General features: G+C 64.7%; 16 protein-coding genes and 2 tRNA genes. 15 read left to right on the forward strand and 3 right to left on the reverse strand.

What is annotated here, in order from left to right; translation table 11 throughout:
- Positions 1–10: 10 nt before the first annotated feature.
- Positions 11–1,195 carry an acyl-CoA dehydrogenase family protein gene (locus J2S96_RS16185; RefSeq protein WP_306865678.1) on the reverse strand — a complete coding sequence of 395 codons (1,185 nt, stop codon included), beginning with the start codon at positions 1,193–1,195 and terminating at the stop codon, positions 11–13.
- Positions 1,196–1,286: 91 nt separating this feature from the next.
- On the opposite strand from J2S96_RS16185, the gene J2S96_RS16190 reads away from it, so the two are divergent.
- The 7 genes from J2S96_RS16190 to J2S96_RS16220 all read left to right on the forward strand — a co-directional run bounded on the left by J2S96_RS16190 (position 1,287) and on the right by J2S96_RS16220 (position 7,888).
- On the forward strand, positions 1,287–2,771 hold the full coding sequence (locus J2S96_RS16190) for a sensor histidine kinase (RefSeq protein ID WP_306865681.1): 1,485 nt from the start codon (positions 1,287–1,289) through the stop codon (positions 2,769–2,771).
- Positions 2,768–3,442 carry a response regulator gene (locus tag J2S96_RS16195; protein WP_306865752.1) on the forward strand — a complete coding sequence of 225 codons (675 nt, stop codon included), beginning with the start codon at positions 2,768–2,770 and terminating at the stop codon, positions 3,440–3,442. The genes J2S96_RS16190 and J2S96_RS16195 overlap by 4 nt, the downstream gene beginning before the upstream one ends.
- Before the next feature lie 21 nt (positions 3,443–3,463).
- On the forward strand, positions 3,464–4,126 hold the full coding sequence (locus tag J2S96_RS16200) for an MOSC domain-containing protein (RefSeq protein WP_306865683.1): 663 nt from the start codon (positions 3,464–3,466) through the stop codon (positions 4,124–4,126).
- A 381-nt stretch (positions 4,127–4,507) separates the two neighbouring features.
- The gene (locus J2S96_RS16205; RefSeq protein ID WP_306865685.1) at positions 4,508–6,607 is read left to right on the forward strand and encodes a DEAD/DEAH box helicase; all 2,100 of its coding nucleotides are present in this window, start codon (positions 4,508–4,510) and stop codon (positions 6,605–6,607) included.
- 434 nt (positions 6,608–7,041) lie between these two features.
- Positions 7,042–7,113 (forward strand) — tRNA-Thr (locus tag J2S96_RS16210).
- 61 nt (positions 7,114–7,174) lie between these two features.
- Positions 7,175–7,251 (forward strand) — tRNA-Met (locus J2S96_RS16215).
- 424 nt (positions 7,252–7,675) lie between these two features.
- Positions 7,676–7,888, forward strand: coding sequence for a hypothetical protein (locus J2S96_RS16220; RefSeq protein WP_306865687.1), 213 nt, complete (start codon positions 7,676–7,678; stop codon positions 7,886–7,888).
- Positions 7,889–8,270: 382 nt separating this feature from the next.
- On the opposite strand, the gene J2S96_RS16225 is transcribed toward J2S96_RS16220, so the two are convergent.
- Positions 8,271–9,242, reverse strand: coding sequence for a LysM peptidoglycan-binding domain-containing protein (locus J2S96_RS16225; protein ID WP_306865689.1), 972 nt, complete (start codon positions 9,240–9,242; stop codon positions 8,271–8,273).
- A gap of 550 nt (positions 9,243–9,792) precedes the next feature.
- Here J2S96_RS16225 and J2S96_RS16230 point away from each other — a divergent pair.
- Together J2S96_RS16230 and J2S96_RS16235 are read left to right on the forward strand one after the other, a co-directional pair.
- Positions 9,793–10,449, forward strand: coding sequence for an NAD(P)-binding oxidoreductase (locus J2S96_RS16230; protein ID WP_306865691.1), 657 nt, complete (start codon positions 9,793–9,795; stop codon positions 10,447–10,449).
- A 137-nt stretch (positions 10,450–10,586) separates the two neighbouring features.
- A complete protein-coding gene (locus tag J2S96_RS16235; RefSeq protein WP_306865693.1) occupies positions 10,587–12,158 on the forward strand; it encodes a Na+/H+ antiporter in 1,572 nt (523 codons plus the stop codon).
- Positions 12,159–12,193: 35 nt separating this feature from the next.
- Here J2S96_RS16235 and J2S96_RS16240 read toward each other — a convergent pair whose 3' ends face one another.
- Entirely contained in the window at positions 12,194–13,399 is a 1,206-nt protein-coding gene (locus tag J2S96_RS16240; protein ID WP_306865695.1) for an ROK family transcriptional regulator, read from the reverse strand.
- Positions 13,400–13,515: 116 nt separating this feature from the next.
- Between J2S96_RS16240 and J2S96_RS16245 the strand changes: the two genes are divergently transcribed.
- From J2S96_RS16245 to J2S96_RS16270, 6 genes are all read left to right on the forward strand, one after another.
- Positions 13,516–15,210, forward strand: a complete 1,695-nt coding sequence (locus J2S96_RS16245; protein WP_306865697.1) for a glycoside hydrolase family 13 protein — start codon at positions 13,516–13,518, stop codon at positions 15,208–15,210.
- Between the two features lie 99 nt (positions 15,211–15,309).
- Positions 15,310–16,263 (forward strand): aldo/keto reductase, encoded by a 954-nt coding sequence (locus tag J2S96_RS16250; RefSeq protein WP_306865699.1) that lies wholly within the window; start codon positions 15,310–15,312, stop codon positions 16,261–16,263.
- A 111-nt stretch (positions 16,264–16,374) separates the two neighbouring features.
- Complete coding sequence (locus J2S96_RS16255) at positions 16,375–17,238, forward strand: HpcH/HpaI aldolase/citrate lyase family protein (RefSeq protein ID WP_306865701.1); 864 nt, start codon at positions 16,375–16,377, stop codon at positions 17,236–17,238.
- A 344-nt stretch (positions 17,239–17,582) separates the two neighbouring features.
- Positions 17,583–17,807 (forward strand): DUF3188 domain-containing protein, encoded by a 225-nt coding sequence (locus tag J2S96_RS16260; RefSeq protein ID WP_306865703.1) that lies wholly within the window; start codon positions 17,583–17,585, stop codon positions 17,805–17,807.
- Between the two features lie 11 nt (positions 17,808–17,818).
- Positions 17,819–19,324 (forward strand): FAD-dependent monooxygenase, encoded by a 1,506-nt coding sequence (locus J2S96_RS16265; RefSeq protein WP_306865705.1) that lies wholly within the window; start codon positions 17,819–17,821, stop codon positions 19,322–19,324.
- A 45-nt stretch (positions 19,325–19,369) separates the two neighbouring features.
- Entirely contained in the window at positions 19,370–19,840 is a 471-nt protein-coding gene (locus J2S96_RS16270; RefSeq protein WP_306865707.1) for an FAS1-like dehydratase domain-containing protein, read from the forward strand.
- The last annotated feature ends 2 nt before the right edge of the window (positions 19,841–19,842 follow it).

Here is a 19,842-nt window from a genome sequence, read left to right on the forward strand (position 1 = left end):
GCGCTGGAAACTAGCGGAAAGCCGGGACGCCCGTGATGTGCTGGCCCAGGATCAGGGTGTGTACCTCGTCCGTCCCTTCGTACGTGCGCACGGATTCCAGGTTGTTGGCATGGCGCAATGGCGTGTAGTCCAGCGTGGTCCCGTTGCCACCAAGAACGGTCCGGGCGTCGCGGGCGACCTTGATTGCCTCGCGCACATTGTTGAGCTTGCCCATCGAGATCTGTTCCGGGCGCAGTTTGCCGGCATCTTTGAGCCGTCCCAGGTGCAGTGCCAGCAACGTGCCCTTCTGGATTTCCAGGAGCATGTTTACAAGCTTCTCCTGGGTCAGCTGGTAGCCTGCCAAGGGTTTGCCGAACTGCATGCGGGATCCGGCATATTCGAGCGCGGCCTCGTAGGAGTCACGGGCCGCGCCCATGGCACCCCAAGCAATGCCGTAGCGCGCTTCGTTGAGGCAAGTGAACGGGCCACGGAGGCCCATCGCAGCCGGGAGGAGGGCCTCCGGACCCAGCCGGACGCCGTCGAACGCTACATCGCACTGGATGGAAGCGCGCATGGAGAGCTTCGCACCGATGGGTGTCGCGGTCACGCCAGGAGTGCCGGCTGGAACCAGGAAGCCCCGGATGCCGTCGTCGGTGTTGGCCCACACCACCATGACGTCCGCAATCGACGCCATCCCGATCCAGCGTTTTGAACCATCCAGTACCCAGCCGGCGTCATCGCCAGACCCGTCGCGGCGCGCGAAGCTGGACATCGACGATGGGTCCGATCCCGCGGTCGGCTCCGTCAGCGCGAAACAGCCGATGAGTTCGCCGGCGGCCATGCGGGGGAGCCATTGTTCCTTCTGGTCTTCGCTGCCCCACTTGTGGATCGCCGTCATGGCCAGCGAGCCCTGGACGGACACGAAAGTGCGGATACCGGAATCGCCGGCCTCGAGCTCCATGGCGGCGAGGCCGTATTCGACGGCGGTGCGGCCCGGGCAGCCGTAGCCCTCCAGATGCATGCCAAGGACGCCCAGTTCGCCGAGTTCAAACGGCAGTTCCCGCGGGAAGACAGCGTCCTCGTACCAGCGGGCGATGTTCGGCCGGATCCGCTGGTCCGTAAAATCGCGGACCTTCTCCCGAAGTTCCAGTTCTTCCGGACTCAAGAGGGAATCGAGGGCGAGGACATCGGAGGGATTCGTCGTTGAATGGCTCATTCCAGCATCCTAAGGCCGGACATGTTCCCCGCAGCGGCCTGCGGGGAACCCCGACGCGGGCGGGGCACGTGAGCCGTGCCAGAATTGAGCCATGGCCGCCGCTGATGTGAACGCAATAGGGCTGCAGCTTCAGGCAGCCAAGGGGATCGGGCGACGCCGGATCCTGGCGGGCCTGGTCCTGGCACTCCTGCTACCCTCCGCCATCGAAGTCCTCGTCTCCGCGCTGGGATACCGGAACTTCGCGATGACCATGCTCTTCCAACTCGCCGCCTCGGCGGCAGTTGCCGCCATCGGGGGGTTGTGGCCAGCTGTCGTGTCCGCGGTCCTGGGCAGCATGCTCTTGAACTACTTCTCGGCCGATCCGGTGGGCTCCTTATCCATCGCGGATCCCTCCACGCTATTCACCCTGGTCATCTTCCTTGCGGTGGCCTGCGGCGTGGCGCTCGCGGTCGGTTTAGCAACCCGGCGGGCCCAGGAGGCAGCGCATTCCGGCGCCGAGGCAAGAGCCTTGAGCGAATTGGCGCTTCGTATCCTGAGCTCGGACGGCAGCCTCGAGTCTTTCCTGGACAAGATCCGTGTCAACCTCGGCATGGACGCGGTGACGCTGCTGTCCACGTTTGATTCGCCGGACGCCCCGGGCTCCGGCTGGCAGGTCCTTGCAAGCTCCGGTCTTCAGCCGCCGGTGACCCATGCGGCCGCCGACCATGCCGCCGTCGTCGACCGCAATTACACGCTCCTGCTCCGGGGTGGCCCGCTTTCCGAACAGCACCGGCGCATGCTCGCCGCGTTCGGCGCCTTCGTGGTGGCGGTTCGGGAGCGCCAGCAGTTGGTCAAGAGCAGGCAGGACAACGCACGCTTGGCGGAGGGCAACAAAATGCGGACCTCCATCCTGCGCGCCGTCTCCCACGATCTCCGCACTCCTCTCGCGGGGATCAAGCTTGCCGTCAGCAGTCTGCGCCAGGAAGACGTGACTTTTGCCCCGGAAGACGAGCGCGAACTATTGGCCACCATCGAGGACTACGCGGACCGTTTGGACCACTTGGTGGATAACTTGCTGGACATGTCCCGTATCACCGCAGATGCCGTGAACCCGCTGCTGCGCGGGCTGGGCTGGCACCAGATCATGCCGGAGGCTTTGCGGGGCGTCCCGGGGGAGCGCATCCGCAACGAACTGCCGGCCAACCTTCCGTACATCGAGGCCGACGCCGGGATGCTTGAACGCGTCGTGGCGAACCTCGTGGAGAACGCCGTGAAGTACGCGCCTGATTCCGATGTGGTGCTCGTGGCCCGGACCGGCGCCGGTATTACGGTGGATGGCCGGCCCGCCAGCGAACTGCGGGTGGTTGATCATGGTTCGGGAATCGCACCCGCGGCAGTCCTGGAGCTTTTCCAGCCTTTCCAACGGCTCGATGATTCCCCGTCCAGCCGGGACGGTCGCAGCGGAATCGGATTGGGACTTGCCGTCGCCAAGGGATTCACCGAAGCCATGGGCGGTAAGCTCATGGCTGAGACGACGCCCGGGGGCGGGCTGACCATGGTGGTCACACTCCCTCTATGGACAGGAGGGCGGCCTTGAACCTCGTGCTGATCGTGGAAGATGAGGCCCAGATCGCCCGGGCAATGCAAATCAACCTTCATGCCCACGGCTACCACGCCATCAGCGTCGGCAATGGCAAAGACGCCCTGAAGGCTGCGGCCCAACAACCCGTGGACATTGTGGTGCTCGACCTTGGGCTGCCGGACATGGATGGCGTGGACGTGATCAAGGGAATCCGTGGCTGGAGCACCATGCCCATTATCGTGTTGTCCGCCCGGCACGGTTCGGAAGACAAAGTAGAGGCTCTCGACGCCGGAGCCGACGACTACGTGACAAAACCGTTCGGCCTTGACGAACTCCTCGCCAGGCTCCGTGCCGCCTCGCGGCGGGCCGCGCCCCGGCATGAAGTGCCGACGCTCCAGACCGCCGACTTCCTGGTTGACCTGGCCGGCAAGAAGATCACCAAAGACGGCGCAGAGGTGCGGTTGACGCCCACGGAATGGAACATCCTGGAGTTGCTGGTGCGCAACGCCGGACGGCTGGTCAGCCAGCAGCAGATCCTGACCCAGGTCTGGGGGCAGGCCTACGCCAAGGAGACCCAGTACTTGCGTGTCTACATCGCCCAGCTCCGGCGCAAGCTCGAACGCGACCCCGCACAGCCGCGCCACCTCCACACCGAGGCCGGTATGGGATATCGCTTCGATCCGTAGCTGCTTACGTAGACTGTAGTCATGGATACCGCATCGTTGCTTGCTGTTTGCCGGGTACACGAGCTCCTGCCCGATCCCGAAGGGTCGGTCGGAGTGACGGCCATTGACAAGCGGCCCGTTGACGGGCCGGTGAAGGTACACAAGCTGGGAATCCACGGCGACATCCAAGCGAGCCGGATCCACCACGGCGGCGAGGACCAGGCGCTCTATGCCTACTCCCAGTCGGACGCCGATTACTGGGCAGATGAACTGCAAAGAGACATGCCCGCCGGAATCTTCGGGGAGAACCTCCGAGTTGCCGGGATCGAGACCAGCGGTGCCGTGATCGGCGAACGGTGGAAGATCGGTTTGGAGGTCGAGGTGGAGGTCACCTCCCCGCGTGTGCCGTGCGCAACTTTCCAGCGCCGCATGAATGAACCGCAGTGGGTCAAGCGCTTCACAGATGCAGGGCGGGTCGGCACCTACCTGCGCGTGGTGAAGACCGGGTCCATTTCGGCAGGCGACTACATCCACAAACTATTTGTGCCGAAACACGGCATCACGGTGGGGCAGTGGTTCAGCAACCCCAACCTCGATGACATGCAGTTGCTTCTCGACGCCGAGGCGGACGGAGAAATTCTCCTGCAGTCCGACTACCACGACAGCTTCGAAAAGCTCATGCGCCGTAACGGGGTGGACGCCTGAAACCGGGCTTTGTGCGCAAGCTCACCGCCGCCGTCGGCCGTTAAGTCGCTATGGGGCCCATCCGTGCCCTACACTGGATGTATCCCCCACTCCGGAAATCCCTTTTTCCTGCCCAATTCTTGAGGCAGGACTGGTCAGTGTTGGGGCCCGCAAAATGTGTGCGGGCAGTTTCATAGGGAGAGCCGGGCGAAGAAAACGCTGTACAGACTGCTGAGATAGCAGCCAAGAGATGCAGCGGGAAGTCCTGCCATGGGATTGCGACAGCGCCGGACTTCTTGCGAGCACCAGAACCACCTGGTTCTTCTGCCCGCAACGTGTACTGCGGCCAAGCCCAACCGGGCCGCGCCGACTGGCCCCCTATGGATGAGGAAACTTTCCCCTATGCCCGAAAACCTGAACGACCCGTTCGCCGCCGAGTCTGCCGAAGCCGCAGAGACCGCCGCCGAGACCGCCAAGACCGCACCCGCCGCTGAGTTCATCGAGGCTGCAGCGCCTGCAGAGGCTCCGGCCCCGGTTGAGGCTCCCGCCGAGGCTGCAGCACCCGCCGAAGACGATGAAGAGGGCATCCGCTTCGTAGACCTCGGAATCGACCCCCGCGTCCTGGCCGCGCTGCAGGACGTCGGCTATGAGAAGCCGTCTCCGATCCAGGCAGCAACCATTCCGCTGCTGCTCGAAGGCCGCGACGTCGTGGGCCTTGCCCAGACCGGCACCGGTAAGACTGCAGCATTCGCAGTACCGGCACTGTCCCGCCTGGCCGAACTCCACGACCTCAATGGCCCGTCCCGCAAGACCCAGGCCCTGGTCCTCGCTCCGACCCGCGAGCTTGCGCTCCAGGTTGCCGAGGCCTTCACCTCGTACGCCAAGCACATTGATGACTTCACGGTTCTCCCCGTCTACGGTGGCTCCGCCTATGGCCCGCAGCTTGCCGGCCTGCGCCGCGGTGCACAGGTTGTTGTCGGTACTCCTGGCCGCGTCATCGACCACATTGCCAAGGGTTCCCTGGACCTGTCCGAGCTGCAGTACCTCGTCCTGGACGAAGCCGACGAGATGCTCCGCATGGGCTTCGCCGAAGACGTTGAGCAGATCTTCCAGCAGACGCCGGAAGACCGGCAGGTTGCGCTGTTCTCTGCCACCATGCCGGGCCAGATCCGCCGCATGTCCAAGCAATACCTGAACAACCCGGCTGAGATCTCGGTCAAGTCCAAGACCACCACTGGCGCCAACACGCGCCAGCGATTCCTCCAGGTCATGGGCCCGCACAAGCTCGATGCGCTGACCCGCATCCTCGAGGTGGAAGAGTTCGACGGCGTCATCGCCTTCGTTCGCACCAAGATGGCCACCGAGGACCTTGCTGACAAGCTGAAGTCCCGCGGCTTCCAGGCTGCCGCCATCAACGGCGACATCCCGCAGCAGCAGCGCGAACGAACTGTCGACGCGCTGAAGGAAGGCCGCATCGACATCCTGGTTGCCACCGACGTCGCGGCCCGTGGCCTTGACGTTGAGCGCATCAGCCACGTGGTCAACTACGACATTCCGCACGACACCGAGTCCTACGTTCACCGCATCGGCCGTACCGGCCGTGCAGGCCGTAGCGGCGACGCCATCCTGTTCATCACTCCGCGGGAGAAGTACCTGCTGCGTTCGATCGAGAAGGCCACCCGCCAGCCGGTTGAGCAGATGCACTTGCCCACGGCCGAGACGGTCAACACATTGCGCCTGGGCAAATTTGCGGACAAGATCACGGAGACCCTCGAGTCCGAGGACGTTGCAGCGTTCCGTGACTTGATCGCTTCCTACGAAGAGGAGCACAACGTTCCGGCTTCGGAGATCGCCGCTGCGCTGGCTGTCATGGCACAGGGCGGCCAGCCGCTCCTGGTCAAGGAACTGCCGGCTGCACCGGAATTCCAGAAGCGCGAGCGCTCCAAGGATGGCTTCGGTTCCCGTGGCCCGACCCGCGCCCTGACCGAGGGCAACGCCACCTACCGGATCGCCGTCGGACGCCGCCAGCGCGTCATGCCCGGTTCGATCGTTGGCGCCATTGCTAATGAAGGCGGCATCTCCTCGGCACAGATCGGCGGCATCGACATCCGCTCGGACCACTCCCTCGTGGAGCTTCCGGCGGACTTGAGCCCCGAGCAACTGCGTGCACTGTCCCGCACCCGGATCGGCGGCGAGCTGATCCACCTCGAGCTGGACAACGGCCGCAAGCCGGCCTCTGAGCGTGGCGGTTACTCCGGTGGCAGCCGCGGCGGAAACTTCAAGGGCCATGGTGGCTTCAAGAAGGAGTTCCGTAAGTCCGAGGGCGACCGCGGCGGCTACGCCGGTGGCGAGCGTTCCTCCGCTGACCGCGGCGGCCGTTCCTACAGCGAGCGCAGCAGCGCGGGCGCCGGGTCCGGCAGCTACGGCGACCGCGGCGCACGCAAGCCGCGCACTGGCGGCGACTCGGGCAACCGCGACTTCAACCGCAAGGGTAAGTGGTAAGCAGGACTAGTTCCTGGGTTTCTGGACAGAGGCCGGCTTTCGAGCCGGTCTCTGCCTGTTTAACCGTGGTTCAGGTTTAACCTGGGCTTCGACAAGGCTGGGCAGGAGACTGCTGCTAGGCCCTCGAAGACCCCGCAGGAGGCCGCTGAAGTCCCGGCGGGGGAGTCGGTCCAAAGTGCCGGGCCGGACCCGTCAGCGGAAGCAGGGGCCCGCGTGGTTGCCGGCACCGCAATGCCCGACGCCGGTGCTGACGCCGACGGGCACGGCAGTTCGCCGAAGTGGTGGTGGAGGCCGATGACACGCTTCGTGGGCTAGTTTCAGCCTCGTTCTGGATCAAGGATGCGGCGCAGGTGCAAATTATGTCGACGCCGTTTTTCCCTGTTTCGCAGCCGATTTGTGGCCTGAGAAATCCTCCGGTAGAGTATTTACTCGTTGCCCCCCTAGCTCAGTGGTAGAGCGCGTTCTTGGTAAGAACGAGGTCACCGGATCGATTCCGGTGGGGGGCTCTGAATGAGGGCCTGTGTCAAGGCGGTTTTGACCGGCTTGGCGCAGGTTTTTCTCATTCGTGGCGGTGTAGCTCAGTTGGTTAGAGCGCACGACTCATAATCGTGAGGTCGGGAGATCGAGCCTCCCCACCGCTACCAAGAAAATCCCCTAGAACTCAACGGTTCTGGGGGATTTTTTCATGCGCCGAAGTCGCCCGAAAACGGCCCGAGTGTAGCTACCGCTGTGGCTACGCGCCATGCGCGGCCACCGCCCGGCAGCGAGGGACAGGCGGCGCCTGGGACTCTCGAACATTCGCCCGTAAAGATTTCGTAAAAATCTGACTTTTGGCGGGTTGTATGCCGATAGCGTTGGAGTCACGCCGCCACTTGAGTGTCCCCCAATCCTCAAGTGGCGGCGCTTTTCGCACATGGCCCGCTCCTGCGACGTTGCCTAAAAGTCTTAGTTGAATCTTAATCTTTTCTTAGCGTTTCCTTGAGGTTCACCCTGTAGGGGTTCATTTCGTCTGTGGGCTATCTCCGGCTACGATCAGGAGGTTGTCCGGACCGAAAGGCATCCTTGCTCGTGGATTTTGGCCGCTATCTCATAGACCTTGTGGTCTTCGTTGGCATCACAGTTGTGCTGATGTTTTCTTTCCACCTGCTCGTGCTGTGGCGCACGGAGCGGATCCGCACGAAGCTGTCGCGCCAGGGGAAGCGGCTAGGGAAGCTGCCCCAGCCAGGCTGCGGGACCCAGTCCGGGTCAGGGCGGCTCGTGTCGGTCCCGGACCGCGCCTGAGCCGAAACAGCCAAGCCGATGATGCGAAACGCCGGCCGTCCGGTAGCTGCGTGGCTTGGAAAGACCAGCGGATTTCTACCGGCGTCCAAAGGCCATGACAATGGCCACTATCGCGGCGATGACCAGCACCGCAGCAACCCAGATCCACTGCTGTCCGTCCAAGTGCGCCCCAATCTCAGGTCTTGACTCAGTCTCCCAAAATAGAGGTTATGGGGCGAGTTCTTGAGACCGAACATTTTGCCCTCCCTTCCTGACCTTCTTTGAAAAACAATTCGGCGCAACACGCCGACGACACGCCATGTGGGAGGCCTCCTCCGATCCAAAGAGGGTCAGGATGGAAGCGCCGTGCACCGCACCGCGGGATTCGGCTCGCGTGGGATCCCTAATTCAGGGCAATCACCAGCATCTGGTTGGTGCCCGGGATGCATGTTTGCAGTATCGCCCGAGGAAAGCCGCCGAATACCGCTGCGACATTGTTGGTGGTCCCGCCCTGGGGAACTTGGCCTCGCGCGGTCACCGTGTACGTACCGTAGCCGGGGATGCTCACTGTTTCGCCGACGCCGATGCCCGAGAATCGTGCCCATCCACCGCAGAAATCATGTTCGGTGATGAACAGCGAGTAGGCGTCCGTGGGGGTGAAATGGATGGGGCCAATGCAGCTGTCCACAGCGGCCTGACCGCCTGAACCCGCAACATAGATGGTTCGCACCGCGGGAGCGGGAGCCGCCGCGGGAGCCTGTGCGGGAGCGGGTGCGGGTGCGGGCGCTGGCGCTGGTCCGGCCGCGGCCGCGGCAACTGGAGGACCCGCCAGCTTCAGCACCTGACCGGGCACGATGACGGAATACGGGCTGAGTCCGTTGGCTGCCAGCATCGCGTTGACGTCGACGCCGAATCTGGCGGCTATCGAGCCCACGGTGTCGCCGCTGACCACCGTGTAATCGTTGGCGACAGGCGCAGGCGCAGGCGCCTGGGCCGGAGCGGCCGGAGCCGGAACTGCGGCCGGCGGCGCTGCGGGCGCTGACGGCACGACGGCGGCCGGCGGCTGTGAAGGTACTGGCGCCGGCGTGGCTGCCGGGGCAGAGCTTCCAACCGGGGCCGTACTGGCCGCGGTCGGCGAAGGCGCGGCAATCTCCGTTCCCGAGCCGACGAGCGGAGCAATTGCGGCGCCCGCGGTTGCCGTCGTAGGTACCTGTGCGTAGTTCTGCATCGTCACGGCCGCAAAGGCCACCGCTGCCACGATTGCCCAGGTGACTATTGATGCCTTGTACCTGGCGAGCGTTCTTATTCCCGCGAATATCAGGGCGAGGAGGTTGCCTCCGCTGATCCCGCCGTGCCTGTACTCCTGCTGATACATGTCAGATCCCCGTGTTTCATCGTTTCTGGGGCCGGTCGGTTGGCTGGCCCGGGAAGTGATACGCCCGCGCAGGGATGGCGCTTGTTGAGACCCTTTTGCTTAAATGCGCAGCACTGAGGAAGCCCCAATTCCGCCCATTTCGGATAAATCCATCAACGGGATGTAACCCGGCTATTTGGATAAATCCATCAATGAGATTTATGAACGAGGTATTCCTTTTCCTGCTGCAGGTGATTTGAGTGTAGAAATGTGAAATTCACTCCACACGAGTGGATGCCACTCGCTTTTATTTCCGGCTTTCCGTAGAACACTCGCAGGTCTTCTTCGGTAGCCGGAGGTACCAGCGAGGCCCCGATTCCCGGCTCTTGGGTGGGGAAATTTGGCGGGGACTAAAGTAAGTCTGCTTAGTAAATATCGCTCGTATTTATCCGAAGACTCGACGAATTCCCCATCGCCTTCCGCGAATGCGGAACGGCTATTTTTCGGAAATTATCGATCGTCCTGGAGGTGGGCTGGCCACGGCGCTTGACCACTGCGACAGAATGGGTCCATGAGTCGAATCGCAATCATTGGCGGCCACGGCAAGGTGGCCTTGCAACTTTCCCGCATCCTGAGCAACGAAGGTCACGCCGTCACTTCGTTCATCCGCAATCCGGACCACGCACCGGACGTCACGGCGGCGGGTTCGGCGCCGGTGATGCTCGACGTCGAGAATTCGACGACTGCGGAGATCGCCTCTGCGCTGGAAGGCCACGACGGGGTGGTGTGGTCCGCTGGGGCAGGCGGAGGCAATCCGCAACGTACCTATGCCGTGGACAGGGACGCCGCCATCCGCTCGATGGATGCCGCGAGGCAAGCAGGCGTGGCCCGCTACGTGATGGTGTCCTACTTCGGGGCAGGCACCGACCACGGGGTTCCCGAGGACAACAGCTTCTACGCCTACGCGGAAGCCAAGGCGGCGGCGGACGAGTACCTTCGCGCGACTGATCTCGACTGGACGATCCTGGGCCCGGGGACACTGACCAGCAATCCGGGGTCTGCGCTCATTGAGGTAAGCCCAGCAAATCCGGGTGCCGGGACGGAAACCTCGCGGGCCAACGTTGCGTTGGTCGCAGCCGCTGTCTTGGAACTGCCTGAGACTGTCGGCCGCACCATAAATTTCAGGGACGGCTCGGTGCCCGTGGTCGAAGCCCTCACAGCGTCTTAACCGCGCACTGCCGGGCAGGACCCCGCCCTGCCGGGCTGGAATGCGCCCCGCCGGGCTATGTTGGTAGGGCGGCCCGCTCGGCAGGTGGCCGGGACGTTGCCGCTACTGGACGTCGGGAGTATGGGGAAATCGGGAACATGGACCAGTTGGCGCTCGTTGTTGGATTGCTGCTTGCAACGGTTTTCGCCGTGGGTTTGGGGGACCGCTTGCGGCTTCCGTACCCGGTGCTGATGCTGTTGCTGGCTGCGGCGATGACTTTCATTCCGGGGTTCCCGGAATTTGAGCTCGCGCCCGAACTGATCCTGCCGATCTTCCTCCCCCCGCTACTCTTCGCGACCGCCCAAAAGAGTTCCTGGGCGGTGTTCCGGGTGCGGTGGCGGACGCTTTTGCTTATGGCTGTGGCGCTTGTAGTGGTCACGACGGCGGTCGTTGCCGGCGCCGCGTGGCTCATGATTCCAGGAATCGGCATACCCGCGGCGATCGCACTGGGTGCCATGGTGGCTCCGCCGGACCCCGTTGCGGTCGAATCCGTTGCTGGTCGCGTCCACATGCCACGCAGGCTCATCACGGTGCTGCAGAGCGAGGGCCTGTTCAACGACGCCGCCGCGATCGTGATCTTCCAAGCAGCGGTGGCGGCTACGGTCTCCGGCACCAGGTTGGGCGCCGGCGTCGTGCTCCAATTCGTCCTCGGTGCGGCCCTGGCCGTGATTGTCGGCATGGCGATGGGCTGGTTGACCAAGCTCATCACCAAGTTGGTCACTTCCATGGTGGCCCGAAGTGCCGTGACCCTGGTGATTCCCTTCGCCGCCTACATCCTGGCGGAAGAACTCCACGCTTCGGGGGTGATCGCCGTCGTCGTCACCGCCCTGGAGACGCAGCGGCACGCGCGGCCACAGGACGCGGCCGAACGCGTCACCCGTACCGCCTTCTGGGACGTCGTGGAACTCCTCGCTACGGGCCTGGCGTTTGGCCTGGTGGGGCTGGAAATCCGGCATGTGATCCGGGACGAAGGAACAGCCATTTACGGCATGATTGGCCCGGCCGTGGCGGTCTGCGTACTGGTGTTCGTTGTCCGTTTCGCTTGGCTCGGGCTTTTGGCACTCTCGGCCCGCAATCGTAAGAACCTGCTACAGCCAACCTCCCCCAAGGAGGTCCTGATTTTGACCTGGTGCGGCATGCGCGGCCTCGCGACGCTCGCGCTCGCCTTGGCGCTTCCGCCCACTATTGCGGACGGTAGCGACTTCCCGGCGCGGCACGAGATCCTGGTCATCGCATGCGCCGTGCTGCTGGCCACCTTGGTGCTCCCGGGGCTGACCCTTCCGTGGCTCATGCGCGTGCTCAAGGCATCCGAAGACGGTTCGCACGAAAAGGATGCCTCGCGGCTCTTGGCCAAGCGCGCCCAGACCGCCGCCATCTCCGCGCTCAAGGAACACGATCTGATGAAGGAGTTGCCCGCGGAAAAGGTGGCACTCGTGAAAGAAAGGATGTCCCGCCTGCATGCCGAGCTACTCGACGGGACCTTGAAGAACGAGACGGACGCCGAAAAGCGTCAACGCGGCAGGGAACTGGCGATCGCGGTCCAGACCATCGCCCTCGACGCCGCCCGCCAGGAAGTGGTCGCGGCGCGGAGCGAACCCGGCACTGATCCCGAGGTTGCCGACCGGGTGCTGCGCCAGCTGGACCTGCGCACCATGGCGATGCCGGACTAGCCTCCGGTGCTACAGCGTCCCGGACACCGGCGGGATCAGGCCCGCCGCAACACCAGATCCAAGGAGTTCTCCTCCACCCGGTCCAGGGCGTGGCGCACCGCGCCGATGCCCACAATCGCATCGCCCAAGGGGGATGCTGCCAACCGCGGGGGAGTGGCTGTGTAGGCAGCCAGCTTACGTGCGGTCGGCTCGAGGAGGGCCGACGCCGAATGTGCCACCGCGCCGCCGATCACCACGAGCTCCGGGTTGAGCAAGATGGCCACCGTGGAGACCACCCGCGCCAGGCGCTCCGAAAGCCGGTCCAGGATGCCCAGTGCAACCTTGTCGCCCTCGGCGGCTGCTGCGAACACATGTTGTGCGGTGACCTCGCTGCCCGGCGCGGCCGCCGTCCGCAGCGCGGTTTTCGACTTTCCCGCCAGGGCTTCCGCCGCCCACATCCTGGCTAACGCGGCGAGGCCGTGGGGTGAACCTACTCCGTCCACCATGTCCAAGTAGGCCATCTCACCCGCACCCCCGGCAGTACCGTGGAGCAGCCTGCCGGATTCAATCACGCCAGAGCCGAAGCGCTCGCCTGCCAACAGCACCACGAGATCATCGACCCCGACGGCGGAGCCACGCCAGCGCTCGCCGAGAGCGGCCAAGTTGGCGTCGTTCTCGAGTACCACAGCCCACCCGTGCAGATCGTGCAGGGCCTTCTTCAGCCCGACGTCGAACAGGCTCCAGAACGGCTGGCTGACGAGGATGTTTCCGTCGCGGCCCACCGGGGCGGCAAGCCCTACCGTCACCGCGAGGACACTGTCCGGCGCCGCCCCGGCAGCCTCGAGGGCGAACAGTGCGGTTTGGCTGATAACCCGGATCCGTTCGTCCGCTTCGATCTCCACGCCGGGAAATGGCTTGCTGGCCCGTCCAATGGTCCTGCCGCGCAGGTCCGCGACAACCACGGTGGTCTTGAGGACGCCGACGTCGATCCCCAAGACGCAACCGGCAGTTTCGTCGAGCTCGAAGCGCCGCGCGGGTCGCCCCTTCTGGTAGGCGCCGAAATCGCGCTGGTTTTCCAGCTCCCGGATCCAGCCGCGGGCCATGAGGTCTTCGCAGACCGAAATGGTGGTGGCGCGGGTCAGGCCGGTGGCGTCCATAAGCTCCGAGACGGTCACGGCGTTGGAGGAACGGATGACTTCGAGAACCGTGGCCGCGTTGAGCCGCCGGAGCATCTGCGGAGTGGCAGTTGCGATTTCAGGCATGGCTGTTGACCTCCTGTAGAGCTGGGTCACATAATACTAGAGGCACTAAATTTAGATTCTAAATAAATAATTCGACATCAATGTCCATCCAGCGTCGACACAGAACAGGATTCCCTTTGTCCTCCACCGCCACCATGGCAACTCACACCGACACCGAGCGCATGGCCGATCCCAACTGGTGGCGCCAAGCGGCTGTCTACCAGATCTACCCGCGCAGCTTTTACGATGCGAACGGCGACGGCCTGGGCGACATCAAGGGCATCACCGCCAAGGTTCCGTACCTGAAATCCCTCGGCATTGACGCCGTCTGGTTGAGCCCGTTCTACCCCTCGGCCCTTGCTGACGGTGGCTACGACGTCGACGACTACCGCAACGTGGACCCCAAGTTGGGCACTCTGGCCGACTTCGATGAGATGGCGGCCGCCCTGCACGCTGCAGGAATCAAACTGATCGCGGACATCGTCCCGAACCACTCCTCGGACCGGCACGAATGGTTCAAGGAGGCGCTGGCTTCCCCGAAGGGCTCGGCGGCGCGTGAACGCTACATCTTCCGCGATGGCCTGGGCGAGAACGGTGAACTGCCCCCGGCCGACTGGGACTCGGTCTTCGGGGGCCCGGCTTGGGAACGCATCACCGAACCGGATGGCACCCCGGGCCAGTGGTACATGCACATCTTCACCAAGGAGCAGCCCGACTTCAACTGGGACAACCCCGAGGTTCGCGAGGACTTCCTGAAGACCCTGCGCTTCTGGTCCGACCGCGGTGTGGACGGCTTCCGCATCGACGTCGCCCATGCCCTGACGAAGGATCTGCCGGAGGTTCTGCCTTCCAAGACCGAGCTGCCCAAGGAAGGCGAAAACGCTTTGGGCGCCCACCCGTTCTGGGACCGCGACGAGGTGCACGAAATCTACGCCGAGTGGCGCAAGGTCTTCAATGAGTACAACCCGCCGCGGACGGCCGTCGCCGAAGCCTGGGTGCATGCGGACCGCCGTGCCCGCTACGCCAGCCCCGAAGGACTGGGCCAGGCGTTCAACTTCGACCTCCTCAAGGCAGATTTCGACGCCGGCCAGTTCCGCACGATCATCACCAAGAACCTCAGCGAGGCGGCGGCCTCCGGTGCTTCGTCGACGTGGGTCTTCTCCAACCATGACGTCGTCCGGCACGCCACCCGCTACGGCTTGCCCGCGGGCGGCGGCCGCGACGGCTCGGGCCAGGACGGCAAGCAATGGCTGCTCGACGGCGGTTCCCCTGCCGACGTCGACGCCGAGCTCGGCTTGCGCCGTGCCCGCGCCGCGTCGCTGCTGATGCTCGCACTGCCGGGCTCCGCATACCTGTACCAGGGCGAAGAACTTGGACTGCAGGAAGTCGGCGACATCCCGGACGGCCAGCGCCAGGACCCGGCGTTCTTCCGTAACCCGGGAGTGGACGTGGGCCGTGACGGTTGCCGTGTCCCGCTGCCGTGGACCAGTGAAGGCTCCTCGTTCGGCTTCGGAGATGCGCATGCCCACTTGCCGCAGCCTGAATGGTTCGCCGGTTACGCGGTGGACGCGCAGGACAACGTTCCCGGATCAACGCTGGAGCTGTACCGCAAGGCCCTGGAATTGCGGTCGCAGTTGCGGGCGGCCGAGAATCTTGAATGGATTCCGTCCAGCAACGAGTCCGTGCTGCACTTCGCCAGGCCTAACGGCTGGCAGTCGGTGACCAACTTCGGCACCGAGCCGGTGGCACTTCCCGAGGGCACCGTCGTCGTGAGCAGCGCCCCGCTCGAGGGCGGTCAACTGCCGGCAAACACGACGGCCTGGATCGTCTAGAACCTGCATGCGACGCGGGGTCACTTACGGCCCATAATGTCCTTCGGGATGGGCCGTAAGTGACCCCGCGTTCCTTTGCGTTGTGAAAGAGTTGGAAAAATGAGTGCAAAGAGCGGCCGGTTGATCTATGGATGCATGGGCCTCGGAGGTCCGTGGGACGGCAGCGAATACGGGGCTGCGGAAATCGAACAGGCGGAGGCCGCGATCGAAGCGGCCATGGGCATCGGGATCGCCCTGTTCGACCATGCCGACATCTACCGCAACGGCAAGGCCGAGGCAGTCTTCGGTGAAGTCCTGGCCGGCACGCCGGGGCTCCGGGACAAGATCCAGCTCCAGACCAAGTGCGGAATCCGGCTCAGCCGGCCCGGCGTCGACGGACATTACGACCTCAGCAGGGACGCGATCCTGGAACGGGTCAACGGAAGCCTGGAACGGTTGCGCACCGACTACGTCGACGTGCTGCTGCTCCACCGCCCCGACCCCCTGATGGAACCCGCCGAGGTGGCGTCCGCCGTCGGGCAGCTCATGGCGGAAGGCAAAGTGCGGCAACTGGGCGTCTCCAACATGTCCGGCGCGCAGATCGCCTTCCTGCAGGACCGGCTCGAGGTGCCGATCGTGGCCAATCAGCTGGAAATGAGCCTGCACCGGCGGGCCTGGCTCGAGAGCACCGTCCTGGTCAACCACGACGACGCCCTCGGCTACAGCTTCCCGCACGGCACTTTGGAACACTGCGTCAGCCAGGGAATTGAACTGCAAGCCTACGGATCCCTCGCCCAGGGCCGGTACACGGGCTCGACGCCGGATGCCCCCACTGCCGCGGACAGTGCGACTGCCGCTCTGGTTGCCCAGCTCGCGGAAGCCAAGGGGGTCACCCCCGAGGCCGTGATGTCGGGGTGGCTCATGAAGCATCCCGCCCGTATTTCCCCGGTGCTCGGCAGTTCCAACCCGGCGCGGATCGCTGCGTGCAAGGACGCCGCCGCCGTTGCGGCAGCCATGACGCGGGCCGAATGGTACGGCCTGTGGGTGGCTGCGCGGGGCAGCAAGCTCCCCTGAGCGCGCCAAGTCGGCGTGGGGCCGCCTGTCACAATCGTTTTGTTCGTATTGATGCTCACACCGGTGCCCGTTTCTTAGCGTTCCTGGCGGCTGGCCGGATACGGTAGATACATGACGTCAAGCACCGCCGCCGAATCCATTCGGTCCACCCGCAAGATTCCCGCCGAGATTGCCCGTTCCTGGCTTCTCGTGAACGCCATGAAGACGGAGCTTTTCGAGCAGTCGGCCTCGTCGCGCGCAGACGCCATCATCCTTGACATCGAAGACGCAGTGGACCCCTCCCAGAAGGACACCGCCCGGGAGAACGTCATTAACTGGCTGACCGCCGGCGGCGAGGCCTGGGTCCGCATCAACGACGCCACAAGCCCGTTCTGGGCCGATGACCTCGCCGGGCTGCGGGGCACGCCCGGCCTGTTGGGCGTCATGCTCGCCAAGACCGAATCCGCGGACCAGGTGACGGAGTCCTTCCACCGCATGGACGGCAAGACCCCGGTGGTCGCCCTCGTGGAGTCGGCCCTCGGCATCGAGGAGGCCAACCACATTGCCCGCGCCCAAGGTGCCTTCCGCCTGGCCTTCGGTTCGGGCGACTTCCGCCGGGACACCGGCATGGCCGCCACTCCTGAAGCGATGGCCTACCCGCGTGCCAAGCTCGTTGTGGCCAGCCGCGTAGGCAACCTGCCGGGACCCATCGACGGCCCCACCGTCGGCACCAACCACCCGATCCTGCGCGAGCAGACCGGCATCACGGTGACCATGGGCATGACAGGCAAGCTCTGCCTGGCCATCGACCAGACCACGATCATCAACGAGGTCATCAGTCCCACGCCGTCGGATGTCGCCTGGGCCACCGACTTCATGAACGACTTCGAAGCCAACGGCCGGGTCATCCGCGACGGCTCCGACCTGCCGCGCCTCGGCCGCGCCGAAAAGATCATGAAACTCGCCGTGGCCTTCGGGGTGCAGCCCTCGCTGTAAGGGCAGCGCAGCAGCCCCCGACGCTCGGTCACGTATGTCCGGCTTTTTCAGGACGCTCGGTCATCTAATTGGGGGTTTTCCGGGACGCTCGGTCACGTATGTCCAGCTTTCTGGGACGCTCGGTCACGTATGTCCCCAAGTGCCGGGTTCCTCCTGCAGATGATGTGAGTGGGCGTTCGTCCACAACCGCCCATATGTGACCGGGCGTCTGTCTAGAACCGGCCATTTGTGACCGGGCGTCTGTCTAGAACCGGCCATATGTGAGCGGGCGTTCGTTGCAGTCGCGCGTTTGTGGACGCGGCTCCCGCTCTGCGTTGGCCGGTTGCGTGCCCTAAGCTTGGGTGGTGCTGAACGAGTTCTGGGCCACTGCCTCTACCGCCTACAAGACGCTGGTTTTCAGCGCGATGGGGCTCATCGCCGTCGGGATCATCCTCACGATCATCGGCAATACCTCCCATGACCAAGGGCTCGCGGTAACGTCCTTGTTCGTGATCGGGCTCGGCCTGGTCCTGCATGTCGTGGGCATGGTGGTCCGCGGACAGCAGGTCCGCAAGGGCTTGAAGAAGTAAGCAGCGCGAGCATGGCGATGACCCAGCATGCGGTGGTGATCGCCGGAGCGGGCCCCACAGGGCTGATGCTGGCGGGCGAACTGGCGTTGGCCGGCGTCGACGTCGCGATTGTGGAGCGACGTGCAAACCAGGATCTCGCCGGGTCCCGCGCAGGCGGTTTGCACTCCCGCACCATCGAGGTCCTCGATCAGCGCGGAATCGCCGATCGGTTCCTGTCCGAGGGGCAAATAGCCCAAGTCGCCGGGTTCGGCGGCGTCCGTTTCGACATCAGCGACTTTCCCACGCGGCACAACTACGGCCTCGGGCTGTGGCAGAACCACATCGAGCGCATCCTGGCTGGCTGGGTCGCCGAACTGGCGGTGCCGATCTACTACGGACGCGAAGTGACGCATTTCGCGCAGGACGAGACCGGCGTCGACGTCGGGATCTCCACGGGCGGCCCGCTGCGCGCGGAGTACCTCGTCGGGTGCGACGGCGGACGCAGCCTGGTCCGTAAAGCAGCCGGCATTGAGTTCCCCGGCTGGGATCCGACCACGAGCGCCCTGATCGCCCAGGTCGAGATGGCCGAGTCGCCGCCATTAGGTGTCCACACCAATGCCTATGGCATCCACTCCTTCGGCAAGCTGGACTACAAAATTGTCGACGGCAAGGTGGTCTACGCCGAGGGTGGGCCCGTGGGCGTCATGGTGACCGAACAGCACATCGGGCCCGCCACCGAACCTACCCTCCATGACCTGAGCGAGGCGCTCATCGCCGTATGCGGGACGGACTACGGCATCCACAGTCCCATCTGGATCTCCAGATTCACCGATATGACCCGGCAGGCCGCGAGCTACCGTGACAGGCGGGTACTGCTCGCCGGCGACGCCGCACACGTGCATGCCCCGGACGGCGGACAGGGCCTCAACACTGGCGTGCAGGATGCCGTGAACCTGGGATGGAAGCTCGCCCAAGTGGTCAAGCGGACAGCGCCGGAAAGCCTCCTCGACACCTACCACGCCGAGCGCCACCCCGTGGCGGCCCGCGTGCTGCGCAACACGATGGCGAGTGTCGCGCTTCGCCGACCGGACGCACGCACGAAAGCCGTGGGCGAGGTCATCGCCGATCTCCTCGGCATGGAGGAACCGCGCAAGCGCTTCGCCGCGATGCAGTCGGGCCTCGATGTACATTACGACGTCGGCGAGGGGCACCCGCTGCTGGGACGCCGCATGCCCGATCTCGACCTTGTCACCCAGGGCGGTCCGCTGCGAGTCTTCAGCCTGCTGCACGATGCCAGGCCGGTGCTCCTCAACCTTGGCGAACCCGGCAGCATTGGCATCACACCGTGGGCAGATCGTGTCCGGCTGATCGACGCCACTTACCATGGCACTTGGGAACTCCCGGCACTCGGCGAGGTCCAGCCTCCAGCCGCAGTGCTGATCCGGCCCGACGGATACGTGGCCTGGGTCGGCGACGAGGCGCAGTCTGGGCTCGCCGGCGCGCTCACCAGATGGTTCGGAGCACCTACCGCCGGGTAGCGCGCTGGCACTTCTTCGCGGCTCGCGGGCCGATAGGGTTGGAGCATGACATCAAATCCGGTTAACCCGAACCTGCAGGGCCGCAGCTACCCTGCCGCAGAGGTGTACGACGTCGGCCGCGAAAAAATCCGGGAGTTCGCCCGGGCCGTGAAAGCCACCCATCCTGCCCACTTCGACATCGATGCCGCCAGGGCCCTGGGCCACAGCGACCTGGTCGCCCCGCCCACCTTCGCGATCATCGTCGCACAGCGGGCGGACGCCCAGTTGATCGAGGACCCGGATTCCGGGATCGACTTCAGCCGCGTGGTGCACGCCGAACAGCGCTTCACGCACCATCGCCCGATCGTTGCCGGGGATCAGTTGCACGCCGAACTGCACGTCGACGGCGTCCGCGCCATGGGCGGCGGGGCCATGATCACCACCCGGGCGGAAATCTTCGCCGTCCGCGAGGACAACCAGCGCGAAAGTGTCGCCACCACCACCTCGTCCATCCTGGTCCGCGGAGAGGGACAGTAGCC

Origin of the sequence: Arthrobacter bambusae (genome assembly GCF_030812595.1) — a bacterium.
Classification (GTDB): Bacteria; Actinomycetota; Actinomycetes; order Actinomycetales; family Micrococcaceae; genus Arthrobacter; species Arthrobacter bambusae_B.

Coding starts and splice junctions, on each gene's coding strand:
- J2S96_RS16185 (WP_306865678.1), bottom strand. CDS start 1,195: ATGAGCCATTCAACGACGAATCCCTCCGATGTCCTCGCCCTCGATTCC.
- J2S96_RS16190 (WP_306865681.1), top strand. CDS start 1,287: ATGGCCGCCGCTGATGTGAACGCAATAGGGCTGCAGCTTCAGGCAGCC.
- J2S96_RS16200 (WP_306865683.1), top strand. CDS start 3,464: ATGGATACCGCATCGTTGCTTGCTGTTTGCCGGGTACACGAGCTCCTG.
- J2S96_RS16205 (WP_306865685.1), top strand. CDS start 4,508: ATGCCCGAAAACCTGAACGACCCGTTCGCCGCCGAGTCTGCCGAAGCC.
- J2S96_RS16225 (WP_306865689.1), bottom strand. CDS start 9,242: ATGTATCAGCAGGAGTACAGGCACGGCGGGATCAGCGGAGGCAACCTC.
- J2S96_RS16230 (WP_306865691.1), top strand. CDS start 9,793: ATGAGTCGAATCGCAATCATTGGCGGCCACGGCAAGGTGGCCTTGCAA.
- J2S96_RS16235 (WP_306865693.1), top strand. CDS start 10,587: ATGGACCAGTTGGCGCTCGTTGTTGGATTGCTGCTTGCAACGGTTTTC.
- J2S96_RS16240 (WP_306865695.1), bottom strand. CDS start 13,399: ATGCCTGAAATCGCAACTGCCACTCCGCAGATGCTCCGGCGGCTCAAC.
- J2S96_RS16250 (WP_306865699.1), top strand. CDS start 15,310: ATGAGTGCAAAGAGCGGCCGGTTGATCTATGGATGCATGGGCCTCGGA.
- J2S96_RS16255 (WP_306865701.1), top strand. CDS start 16,375: ATGACGTCAAGCACCGCCGCCGAATCCATTCGGTCCACCCGCAAGATT.
- J2S96_RS16265 (WP_306865705.1), top strand. CDS start 17,819: ATGGCGATGACCCAGCATGCGGTGGTGATCGCCGGAGCGGGCCCCACA.
- J2S96_RS16270 (WP_306865707.1), top strand. CDS start 19,370: ATGACATCAAATCCGGTTAACCCGAACCTGCAGGGCCGCAGCTACCCT.